Source organism: Pseudomonas citronellolis (assembly GCF_900112375.1).
GTDB lineage: Bacteria > Pseudomonadota > Gammaproteobacteria > Pseudomonadales > Pseudomonadaceae > Pseudomonas > Pseudomonas citronellolis.
Genome location: NZ_FOLS01000034.1, coordinates 78,769 through 88,980 on the forward strand (window position 1 = coordinate 78,769; position 10,212 = coordinate 88,980).

The 10,212-nt window shown below is 67.6% G+C and carries 11 protein-coding genes; 6 read left to right on the top strand and 5 right to left on the bottom strand.

Annotation, left to right across the window (positions count from 1 at the left end):
- Positions 1-69: 69 nt before the first annotated feature.
- Positions 70-552, bottom strand: a complete 483-nt coding sequence (locus BM060_RS26515; RefSeq protein ID WP_009616034.1) for a glutathione peroxidase — start codon at positions 550-552, stop codon at positions 70-72.
- A gap of 203 nt (positions 553-755) precedes the next feature.
- Positions 756-1,241 (bottom strand): peptidylprolyl isomerase, encoded by a 486-nt coding sequence (gene slyD, locus BM060_RS26520; RefSeq protein WP_064584245.1) that lies wholly within the window; start codon positions 1,239-1,241, stop codon positions 756-758.
- On the opposite strand from slyD, the gene BM060_RS26525 reads away from it, so the two are divergent.
- The 4 genes from BM060_RS26525 (at position 1,210) to yihG (ending at position 5,957) form a co-directional block, all read left to right on the top strand.
- On the top strand, positions 1,210-1,545 hold the full coding sequence (locus tag BM060_RS26525; protein WP_074984683.1) for a DUF3565 domain-containing protein: 336 nt from the start codon (positions 1,210-1,212) through the stop codon (positions 1,543-1,545). The two genes, slyD and BM060_RS26525, sit on opposite strands and share 32 nt — an antisense overlap.
- 7 nt (positions 1,546-1,552) lie before the next feature.
- On the top strand, positions 1,553-2,740 hold the full coding sequence (locus tag BM060_RS26530; RefSeq protein WP_074984668.1) for an acetate kinase: 1,188 nt from the start codon (positions 1,553-1,555) through the stop codon (positions 2,738-2,740).
- Between the two features lie 59 nt (positions 2,741-2,799).
- Positions 2,800-4,923 (top strand): phosphate acetyltransferase, encoded by a 2,124-nt coding sequence (gene pta, locus BM060_RS26535; protein WP_074984671.1) that lies wholly within the window; start codon positions 2,800-2,802, stop codon positions 4,921-4,923.
- Positions 4,924-5,048: 125 nt separating this feature from the next.
- The gene (gene yihG, locus BM060_RS26540; RefSeq protein WP_074984673.1) at positions 5,049-5,957 is read left to right on the top strand and encodes a 1-acylglycerol-3-phosphate O-acyltransferase, YihG family; all 909 of its coding nucleotides are present in this window, start codon (positions 5,049-5,051) and stop codon (positions 5,955-5,957) included.
- A 294-nt stretch (positions 5,958-6,251) separates the two neighbouring features.
- Here yihG and BM060_RS26545 read toward each other — a convergent pair whose 3' ends face one another.
- The 3 genes from BM060_RS26545 to BM060_RS26555 form a co-directional block, all read right to left on the bottom strand.
- The gene (locus BM060_RS26545) at positions 6,252-6,980 is read right to left on the bottom strand and encodes a YiaD family glycine zipper/OmpA-like lipoprotein (RefSeq protein WP_058070675.1); all 729 of its coding nucleotides are present in this window, start codon (positions 6,978-6,980) and stop codon (positions 6,252-6,254) included.
- 84 nt (positions 6,981-7,064) lie between these two features.
- Positions 7,065-7,709, bottom strand: a complete 645-nt coding sequence (locus BM060_RS26550; protein ID WP_074984674.1) for an MBL fold metallo-hydrolase — start codon at positions 7,707-7,709, stop codon at positions 7,065-7,067.
- A gap of 72 nt (positions 7,710-7,781) precedes the next feature.
- Positions 7,782-8,798 carry an AraC family transcriptional regulator gene (locus tag BM060_RS26555; protein WP_074984676.1) on the bottom strand — a complete coding sequence of 339 codons (1,017 nt, stop codon included), beginning with the start codon at positions 8,796-8,798 and terminating at the stop codon, positions 7,782-7,784.
- A gap of 123 nt (positions 8,799-8,921) precedes the next feature.
- Between BM060_RS26555 and BM060_RS26560 the strand changes: the two genes are divergently transcribed.
- On the top strand, positions 8,922-9,761 hold the full coding sequence (locus BM060_RS26560) for a metal-dependent hydrolase (protein ID WP_061562680.1): 840 nt from the start codon (positions 8,922-8,924) through the stop codon (positions 9,759-9,761).
- 252 nt (positions 9,762-10,013) lie between these two features.
- A partial coding sequence (locus BM060_RS26565) for a helix-turn-helix domain-containing protein (RefSeq protein WP_143096606.1) occupies positions 10,014-10,212 on the top strand: 199 nt, incomplete at its 3' end.

Genomic DNA, 10,212 nt, shown 5'->3' on the forward strand with positions numbered 1-10,212 from the left:
CGCGCACAGGCGGATGAGAGAAATGCCGGCAGGATTGGCGCAAGCGCCCTCTCCTGCCGGTGCGCCGGCTCAGCCCAGGGCCTTCTCGATGGCCTGCACCAGGGCCGCGTCGTCCGGCGCGGTGCGTGGGCTGAAGCGCGCCAGCACGCGGCCGTCGGGGGCGAGCAGGAACTTCTCGAAGTTCCAGGTGATGTCGCCGGGGAACTCGGCGCCCTCGCCCGCCAGCAGGCGGTACAGCGGATGGCGTTCGGGGCCGTTGACTTCCAGCTTGGCCGACATCGGGAAGCTGACGCCGTAGTTCAGCGAGCAGAACGACTGGATGTCCGCCTCGCTGCCCGGCTCCTGGCCGGCGAACTGGTTGCAGGGCAGGCCCAGGACCACGAAGCCGCGGTCGCGGTACTGCTGGTAGAGCTTCTCCAGCCCGGCGTACTGCGGGGTCAGACCACACCTGGAGGCGACGTTCACCACCAGCACCACCTTGCCCTTCAATGGGGAGAGCGGCAGATCCTGGCCATCCAGGCCACGCAGAGTCAGATCGTGAAAAGCGCTCATTGGAGTACTCCTTGAATGAAATAGGCACACGAAGTGCCGTGCGCCCGGCCGGACAAGTCGTCCACGCGGCGCATCCCAGTCGGTTCGGGAAAAAGGCCCAGCGTCCGTGCATGCGAAAGGCGCCCTCAGGCGCCTTTCACGGGTACAAGCTTAGCAGCTCCGACCGGGTGTCACCGGGCCATCAATCGGCCCGACGAAACACCTCAGTGGTGGTGGCCGCCCTCGCCATGGATGTGGCCGTGGGCGACTTCTTCCTCGGAAGCTTCGCGCACGTCGACCACCTTGACCTTGAAGTTCAGGCGCTGGCCGGCCAGCGGGTGGTTGCCGTCGACGGTCACGTCGTCGCCGTCGATGTCGCGGATGGTGACGATCTGCATGCCGCCGTCCGGGGCCGAAGCGTGGAACTGCATGCCGACCTGCAGCTCGTCGACGCCTTCGAACATCTCGCGGCTCAGGGTGGCGACCAGCTCGGCGCTGTATTCGCCGTAGGCTTCGCCCGGCTCGATGGCCACGTCCAGCTCGTCGCCGACCTGCTTGCCTTCCAGGGCCTTCTCCAGACCGGAGATGATGTTGCCGGCACCATGCAGGTACACCAGCGGAGCGCCGCCGGCGGAACTGTCGATGACCTCACCTGCGTCGTTGGTCAGGGTATAGTCGATGGAAACCGCCTTGTTGGCTGCGATCTGCATGGGGAAGAACCTTTCCGAAAAAGAAGTTGAGCGGACAAGTCTACGCCGGGCCGGGGATGAAAGCGACCCGAAGGCGGACGGATGGCCCGTGCGCGAGCCGCCGCGCCTGCTTGACTTCCATCAGGACGAGGACGGCCACTGGGTGGCAGTGTTGTCCTGCGGCCACACCCAGCACCTGCGCCACCAGCCGCCCTGGCAGTCGCGCCCCTGGGTGCTGGATGCCAAGGCGCGCGCGGCGCTGATCGGCCGGCCCTTCGCCTGCGGCTGGTGCGCCCGGGCAACCCACCCCGACGACAAGGACTGAGACGAGCATGGCGGCACGCAACATCCTGGTAATCAACTGCGGCAGTTCCTCGATCAAGTTCGCCCTGGCCAGCGAGGATCGCGAGGGCTTCGTCCTGCACGGCCTGGCCGAGCGCCTGGGCGAGCCCGGCGCGGTGCTCGGCTGGGTGCGCGGCGGCCAGCGCGACAGCCTGGAGCTGGGCGACGGCGCCGGCCACGAAGTCGCCCTGGCGCGCCTGCTGCCGCTGGTGGAGCAGGCTGTGAAGGGCCCGCTGCACGCCATCGGCCACCGCGTGGTGCACGGCGGCGAGCGCTTCACCCAGGCCTGCCGGATCGACGCCGAGGTGCTCCAGGCGATCCGCGACACCGTGCCCCTGGCGCCGCTGCACAACCCGGCCAACCTGCTGGGCATCGAGGCGGCCATGGCGCTTTATCCACAGCTGCCCCACGTCGCCGTGTTCGACACCGCCTTCCACCAGAGCCTGCCGCCGCGCGCCTACCGCTACGCCCTGCCGGAGCCGCTGTACCGCGAGCAGCACGTGCGCCGCTACGGCTTCCACGGCACCAGCCACCGCTACGTCAGCCACCGCGCCGCCGAGATCAGCGGCCTGGCCCTGGGCGACAGCTACTGGATCTGCGCGCACCTGGGCAACGGCAGCTCCACCTGCGCCATCGCCGAGGGCCAGAGCCGCGACACCAGCATGGGCCTGACGCCCCTGGAAGGCCTGGTGATGGGCACCCGCAGCGGCGACGTCGACCCCAACCTGCACAGCCACCTGGCGCGCACCCTGGGCTGGAGCCTGGAAAAGATCGACCACATGCTCAACCACGACAGCGGCCTGCTCGGGCTTTCCGGGCTGTCCAACGACATGCGCACCCTGGAGCACGCCCGCGAGCAGGGCCACGCCAACGCGGCGCTGGCCATCGAGGTGTTCTGCTACCGCCTGGCCAAGTCCCTGGCGGCCATGACCTGCGCCCTGCCACGCCTGGACGGGCTGATCTTCACCGGCGGCATCGGCGAGAACTCGCCCCTGGTGCGCAACCTCACGGTGCAGCACCTGCACGTGATGAACCTGCAGCTCGACGGCGAGGCCAATGCCCGCTGCGTGCGCGGCGTCGAAGGGCCGATCCACGCCCAGGGCCATCCGCGGGTGCTGGTGATCCCGACCAACGAGGAACGCCAGATCGCCCTCGACACCCTGGCCGTGCTCGGCTGAAGATTGCCTCCCCGGCCCCACAAGGGCCGCAGCGAACCCGAACGGCTTAAGGAGCCCGGATGCATACCTTCTTCATCGCCCCGACCGGCTTTGGCGTCGGCCTCACCTCCATCAGCCTCGGGCTGATCCGCGCCCTGCAGCGCGCCGGCCTGAAGGTCGGCTTCTACAAACCCATCGCCCAACCACAGCCCGGCGACGACGGTCCGGAGCGCTCCAGCGAACTGGTGGCCCGCACCCACGGCCTGAAGCCGCCCACCCCGCTGCCCCTGGGCAAGGTCGAGCGGATGCTCGGCGACGGCCTGCTGGACGACCTGCTCGAAGGCATCATCCGCGAATACCAGGCCGCCGCCGAAGGCCAGGACGTGATGATCGTCGAAGGCATGGTGCCGACCCGCCACGTCAGCTACGCCGCGCGCATCAACTTCCACCTGGCCAAGAGCACCGACGCCGAGGTCATCCTGGTCTCGGCGCCGGAGAACGAGACGCTCAACGAACTGTGCGACCGCCTGGAGATCCAGGCCCAGCTGTTCGGCGGCGCCCACGACCCGAAGCTGCTCGGGGTGATCCTCAACAAGGTCCGCGACGTCGACGAGGAAGGCCGCCCGCTGGAAGGCGAGGCCGCCGCCCGGCGCTTCGCCGCGCGCCTGAGCGAGCACTCGGCGCTGATGCGCGGCGGCGAGTTCCGCCTGCTCGGCTGCATCCCCTGGCAGGACGACCTCAACGCCCCGCGCACCCGCGACGTGGCCGACCTGCTCAACGCCAGCGTGCTCAACGCCGGCGACTACGAGCAGCGCCGGGTGCAGAAGATCATCCTCTGCGCGCCCTCGGCGCCGAACACCGTGCACCTGCTCAAGCCCGGCGTGCTGGTGGTGGTGCCGGGCGACCGTGACGACATCATCCTCGCCGCCTGCCTGGCGGCCATGAACGGCGTGCCCCTGGCCGGCCTGCTGCTGTGCAGCGGCCTGGCGCCGGACGCGCGGATCATGGAACTGTGCCGCAGCGCCCTGCAGAGCGGCCTGCCGGTGCTGACGGTGAACACCGGCTCCTACGACACCGCCGGCGACCTCACGCGGATGAACAAGGAAATCCCCATCGACGACCGCGAGCGCGCCGAGCACGTCACCGAGTACGTCGCCGGGCACATCGACTTCGAATGGCTGCGCGAGCGCTGCGGCGCGCCCCACGAGCCGCGCCTGTCGCCGCCGGTGTTCCGCTACCAGCTGACGCAGCGCGCCGCCCGCGCCGGCAAGCGCATCGTCCTGCCCGAGGGCAGCGAGCCGCGCACCGTGCAGGCGGCGGTGATCTGCCACGCCCGCGGCATCGCCCGCTGCGTGCTGCTGGCCAAGCCCGACGACGTCCAGGCGGTGGCGCAGATGCTCGGCATCGCCCTGCCGGCGGACCTGGAGGTCATCGACCCGGACCTGGTGCGCAGCCGCTACGTCGAGCCCATGGTGACGCTGCGCAAGGGCAAGAACCTCAACGCGCCCATGGCCGAGCAGCAGCTGGAAGACAACGTGGTGCTGGGCACCATGATGCTCGCCCTGGAAGAGGTGGACGGCCTGGTCTCCGGCGCCATCCACACCACCGCCAACACCATCCGCCCGGCGCTGCAGCTGATCAAGACCGCGCCCGGCTACAACCTGGTGTCCTCGGTGTTCTTCATGCTGCTGCCCGACCAGGTGGTGGTCTATGGCGACTGCGCGGTGAATCCCGATCCTTCGGCCAGTGACCTGGCGGAGATCGCCCTGCAGAGTGCCGACTCGGCGCAGGCCTTCGGCATCGTCCCGCGGGTGGCGATGATCAGCTACTCCACGGGGGACTCCGGAACCGGCGCGGATGTCGAGAAAGTGCGGGAAGCGACGCGCATCGCGCAGGAAAAACGCCCCGATCTGTTGATCGACGGGCCCTTGCAGTATGATGCCGCCGCCGTCGCCGGCGTCGGCCGCCAGAAGGCTCCCGACAGCCCGGTGGCCGGCCGCGCCACGGTGTATGTGTTCCCCGACCTGAACACCGGGAACACCACCTACAAGGCGGTGCAGCGCAGCGCCGACTGCATCAGCATCGGCCCCATGCTGCAAGGCTTGCGCAAGCCGGTGAACGACCTGTCGCGCGGCGCCCTGGTGGAAGACATCGTCTACACCATCGCGCTCACCGCGATCCAGGCCGATACGCAACAGACCTGATCCAAGGAGGGCCGCCCAGCGGCGGCCCAGGCCAACGCCGGCACAGGAAGGTGCCACCCGAACAGCGGGGCCGGAACCCCGACCACGCGCCGCCGCCGAGCGTCGCCCATGTACAAGGAACATCCATGCTCAACTTCCTTCCCCATGCCCTGCGCGGCTCGCTCGCCGGCCTGCTGCTGATCCTCAGCACCCTGTGCTGGTGCGTCCCGCTGTTCGGCATGACGCTGTTCAAGCTGCTGCTGCCCTTCGCCCCGGCCCAGGCGGTTTGCCGGCGGATCATGGGGCTGATCGCCGAAGGCTGGATCAGCTGCAACAAGGGCTGGATGAACCTGGTGCAACGCACCGGCTGGAACGTCCAGGGCCTGGAAGGCCTGGAGTACGACCATTCCTACCTGGTCACCAGCAACCACCAGAGCTGGGTCGACATCCTCGTCCTGCAGTACCAGCTCAACCGGCGCATCCCGCTGCTGCGCTTCTTCCTCAAGCAGCAGCTGATCTGGGTGCCCGTCATCGGCCTATGCTGGTGGGCGCTGGATTTCCCCTTCATGAAGCGCTACAGCAAGGCCTACCTGGCGAAACACCCGGAGAAGCAGGGCCAGGACCTGGCCACCACCCGCAGGGCCTGCGCCAAGTTCAAGCGCATCCCGGTGGCCATCTTCAACTTCCTCGAAGGCACCCGCTTCACCCGCGCCAAGCATGACGAGCAGGGCTCGCCGTTCCAGCACCTGCTCAAGCCCAAGGCCGGCGGCATCGCCTTCGTCCTCGACGCCATGGGCGAGCAGTTGCGCACCCTGGTCAACGTGACCATCCACTACCCCGACGGCAGCCCGACCTTCTGGTGCCTGCTGTCCGGGCGCTTGAAGCGCGTGGTGGTGCGCTTCGAGGAGCTGGAGATTCCGCGGCAGTTCATCGGCAAGAGCTACGACCAGGATGCGGATTACCGGGCGGAGTTCCAGCGCTGGGTGAACCAGCTGTGGGAGCGCAAGGACCAGGTGCTAGCGCAGTTGCACCGGGAGTATCCGGCTGGGGCTTGAGGAGGTGCGCTTTTCGGGTGGGGCCGCATACGCCGAGGCGCTTTTCGTAGGATGGGTTGAGCTTGCGATACCCATCGGACCCTGGTGATGGGTATCGCTTCGCTCAACCCATCCTACGGGGCTCGGATGTTTCTCTGGAAATCCGTAGCTCCAGGGAAGCACGGGCGTAGGAGCGGACTCCGTCCGCGATTGGATTCACCAACCACGCCGGGCGCCCCGGTGGCATGACCAAGGCCCAACCACCCAAACGAAAAAGCCCGCCAACCGGCGGGCTTTTTTTCATCCAGACAACACTTACTGATACTGCTGCTGCCCACCCTGCGGCGCAGTGCCCTGGGCGCCCGGCAGGGCCTTCAGGTTCACCTCGACCCGACGGTTCTGCGCACGACCATCCACCGTGGAGTTGCTCGCGATCGGCTGGTCCGGCCCCATCCCGCGAGTGCTCACGCGAGTACCGTCGACGCCTTGCGAAGTCAGGTAGGTCGCCACACTCTGCGCCCGGCGCTGCGACAGGTCCATGTTGTGCTGGCGGCTGCCGGTGCTGTCGGTGTAGCCGACGATCTCGATGCTGTTCTGGTTGAACTGCTTGAAGGAGTTCGCCAGGTTGTTCAGCGGCGCGTAGAAGGACGGAGCGATGTTCGCCGAATCGGTGGCGAAGGTGATGTTGCCCGGCATGATCAGCTTGATGTCATCGCCCTGGCGCTGCACCTGCACGCCGGTGCCCTGCATCTGCTGGCGCAGCTGGGCCTCCTGCTTGTCGGCGTAGTAGCCGTAGCCGGCGCCGGCCATGCCGGCCACCGCGGCGCCGATCAGCGCGCCCTTGCCGCGGTTGTCGTGGTTGATCGCCGCGCCGGCCACGGCGCCGGCCAGCGCGCCCAGGCCGCCGTACTTGGCGGTCTTGCTCACGCCGCCCTCCTGGGGGACCTGGGTGTTGGGGTCATAGGGATTCTGCGAGGCGCAACCGGCCATGAGAGCGAAGGCGGTGACGGCCGCGACCATGGACAGACGACGTGCGGTGAACATGAAGGAGGACTCCTCGGATAGCGATACGCCCTTTCCCGGGCGGCAGGTTAGAGCTTGGAACGTGCAAAAGATTCCACAACAACCTTAAGCACGAATGAACGGATTCTCACGCATTTCATCGCCCAGGCGCGTGTCCGGGCCGTGGCCGGTGACCACGGTGGCCTCCTCGTCCAGGCTGTACAGGCGCTGTTTGATCGAACGCTCGATGGTGGCGTAGTCGCCGCCCCACAGGTCGGTGCGGCCGATGCCGCGGCGGAACAGGGTGTCGCCGGCGATCAGCAGCCTGGCGCCGGGGAACCAGAAACTCATCGAGCCCGGCGTGTGCCCCGGGGTATGCAGCGCCACGCCGCAGCCGCAGGCCAGCTCCTCGTCGTCCTGCAGCCACTGGTCCGGCGACGGCACCGGCTTGTAGGGCACGCCGAACATGCGGCACTGCATCTCCAGGTTGTCCCAGAGGAACTGGTCGCCCTGGTGCAGGTGCAGGGTGGCGCCGGTCTTCTCCTTCATCTGCCCGGAGGCGAGGAAGTGATCCAGGTGCGCATGGGTGTGGATGATGCTCACCACCTTCAGGCCGAGGGCGTCGAGGCGCTGCAGGATCAGCTCGTGGTCGCCGCCCGGGTCGACCACGATGGCCTTCTTCGTCAGCGGGTCGCCGATGATGGTGCAGTTGCACTGCAGGGGGCCGACGGGGAAGGTTTCGCGGATCAGCGCGGGCTGGGCGGCGTCCATGGGGTATTTCCTGGCAGGTTTCGACAAACGCCAAGGGTGACGGCAAAGCCGCCGCGCTTCAACTCCCCGTGTTCAGTCGGCGCGGTAGTCGGTGGGCAGCTTGCCGGTCCACTTGCGGAACGCCCGGCGGAAGTTCGACGGGTCGTTGAAGCCCAGCAGCAGGGCGATCTCGTACAGCGGCAGGTGGGTGGTGGTGAGGTATTGCAGGGCCAGGCGCTTGCGCACGTCGTCCAGCACCTGCTGGTAGGTGGTGCCCAGGCTGGACAGGTGCCGGCGCAGGCTGCGGCCGCTGGTGTGCAGCTCGCGGGCGGCGCTGTCCAGGTCGGGGAACTCGCCGGGGCGCGCCAGCAGCAGGCGGCGGATGCGCGTGAGCAGGCCTTCCTGCACGTCCAGGCTGGCCAGCAGCGCCTCGCACTGCTGCTCGCACATCTGCACCGTGGCCGGGTTGGCCAGGGCCATGGGGCGGTTGAGGTATTCCCGCGGCAGGCTGATGAAGTGGAACGGCTGGTCGAAGGCCGCCGGCCTGCCGAACACCTCGGTGTAGCGCTCGGCGTAGGGCGGCGCGGGGAAGGCGAAGCCGACCTCCACGCCCTGCAGCGGCTCGCCGACGAGGAAGCGGGCGATGGTGTACAGGCTGGTCATCAGGCCCTCGCCGGCGAAGCGCTGCATGGGCCCCAGGGGGATCGACTCGCTGGCGCGCAGCTGCGAGCGGTCCTGCTCCTCGACGCGCTCCAGGTCGTAGGCCAGGCCCAGCACCCGGTAGTACTTGAGGGCGAAGTCGATGGCCTTTTCCAGGTTGGCGCTGGACAACACCGCGTAGCCGAGGATGCCGTGGGTGGAGACGTTCAGGCGCTGACCCAGCAGCAGGCCGAAGGCCGGTTCGCCGCAGTTGGCCAGGGCGGCGCCGGCGAGCAGGTTGAAGTCGATGAAGGACAGGCGCCCGGCCGGGCTCTGCAGCACCTCGGGACGCACCCGGGCCAGTTCGAACAGGCGCTGGCGCGGCACGCCGAGCTCCTCGGCGAGGTCGAGCAGGGCCTGGGCGTAGGCCACGGGAACCAGTTCGGCGGTGAAGTTGAGCGGTTGCTTCATGGGCTTCTTCTTGTTCTGACCACTGGCCGGATATGACCGGAAAGTTGGCAGAAGATAACCTTGTGAGCCTTCCCCCGCAAGCCCAAGATCGGTGCCATGGAAACCCACAACAATGGAGCCGTCATGGCCAGCACGACCCCCGCAGGACTGGAAATCAAGCCACGGCACATGGACTTCGAGCTGCCCGATCCGCTGCCGCGCCACTGGCACGGCGGGGACGCCTTCAAGTCGCACCTGTTCGACGCCATGTCGGTGCTCTTCCCCGATGGCGAGCGCTTCTTCATCGACTCGGTGCGCAACTTCCGCGAGCAGATCGCCGACCCGGTGCTCAAGGAGCAGATCCGCGGCTTCATCGGCCAGGAAGGCCACCATAGCCGCGAGCACCTGGTGTACAGCCAGCGCCTGAAGGACCAGGGCTACGACATCACGCGCATCGAGAAACTGGCCCAGGCGCGCATCCGCTACACCCAGAAGAAGTTCAGCACCCGCCGCCAGCTGGCGGCCACCGCGGCGCTGGAGCACATCACCGCGATCATGGCCAACGGCCTGCTCACCAACCCGCGCACCCTGGAGGGCGCCGAGCCGGTGATGCAACGCCTGTGGCGCTGGCACGCGCTGGAGGAAACCGAGCACAAGGCGGTGGCCTTCGACGTCTACAACCAGGTCTGCGGCAGCCGCCGCCTGCTGCGCCGGGCGATGGTGATGGCGACCTTCTTCTTCGTCCTCGACACCTTCCGCGGCCTGGTGCACATGCTCAAGCGCGACGGCCTGCTGTGGAACTGGCGCGTGTGGCGCGACGGCCTGAAATGGAGCTGGGGCAAGGACGGCGTGTTCCGTCCGCTGCTGCGCGAGTACCGCGACTTCTTCCGCAAGGACTTCCACCCCTGGCAGCACGACAACCTCGACCTGCTGTACCAGGTGCGCAAGGAATACGATCCGCAGCCGATGGCGCATGCGGGCTGATTCCGGCTTTTCCACAACGCCCCGCCTCGTCGGGGCGTTGGTGTTTCTGCAGGGGCCGATCGCGGACGGAGTCCGCTCCTACGCCTCCGGGAAAGCACGGCTTTTCGTAGGATGGCGTTGAGCGAAGCGATACCCATCACCACGGCCCCATGGGTTTCGCAAGTGTTCTGCCGGGAGACATGGGTAACAGGTGTCGGGAGACATAGGTAACGCATTTAGGATCACGGAATTGCCGTATCGGGAGATCGAGCGATGCCGTGGAAGGAGTGCACACCTGTGTCCAGTCGATATGAGTTCGTTCTCCTGGCAGAACAGCCTGATGCCAACGTGCGGGAGCTGTGCCGGCGCTTCGAGATCAGTCCGAAAACAGCCTACAAGTGGCTTCGACGCTACCAAGAGCAAGGCGAACCGGGATTGCTGGATAAGTCCCGGCGTCCCTTGAGTTGCCCCC